We start from the raw sequence: 220 nt of genomic DNA, 5'->3' as shown, positions 1-220 counted from the left end.
CATCGTCAACGAACTCCTGTGGCGTGTGAGAACCCTCAGGATGCGCTCGGAGACGATGGCTGCCTGCAAAGAACTCATGCTTCCAGATGTACTACGGCAAGGAGTTCTGCGGCAAGGCGATGGTGGCATGGGCCTACGAGCGAGGCGTGCAGTTGCGTTTGATCCAGCCAGGAAAGCCAAATCAGAACGCCTATATCGAGAGTTTCAATGGCCGCCTACG

1 pseudogene is annotated in these 220 nt (G+C 56.4%); it reads left to right on the top strand.

The window, feature by feature from the left end:
• Window positions 1–95 precede the first annotated feature (95 nt).
• Window positions 96–220: pseudogene (locus QMX78_RS21640) on the top strand (integrase core domain-containing protein); the annotation flags it as partial.

Origin of the sequence: Stenotrophomonas sp. PS02298 (assembly GCF_029959445.1) — a bacterium.
Taxonomy (GTDB): Bacteria; Pseudomonadota; Gammaproteobacteria; order Xanthomonadales; family Xanthomonadaceae; genus Stenotrophomonas.
This window is presented reverse-complemented; position numbering and strand designations above follow the sequence as displayed.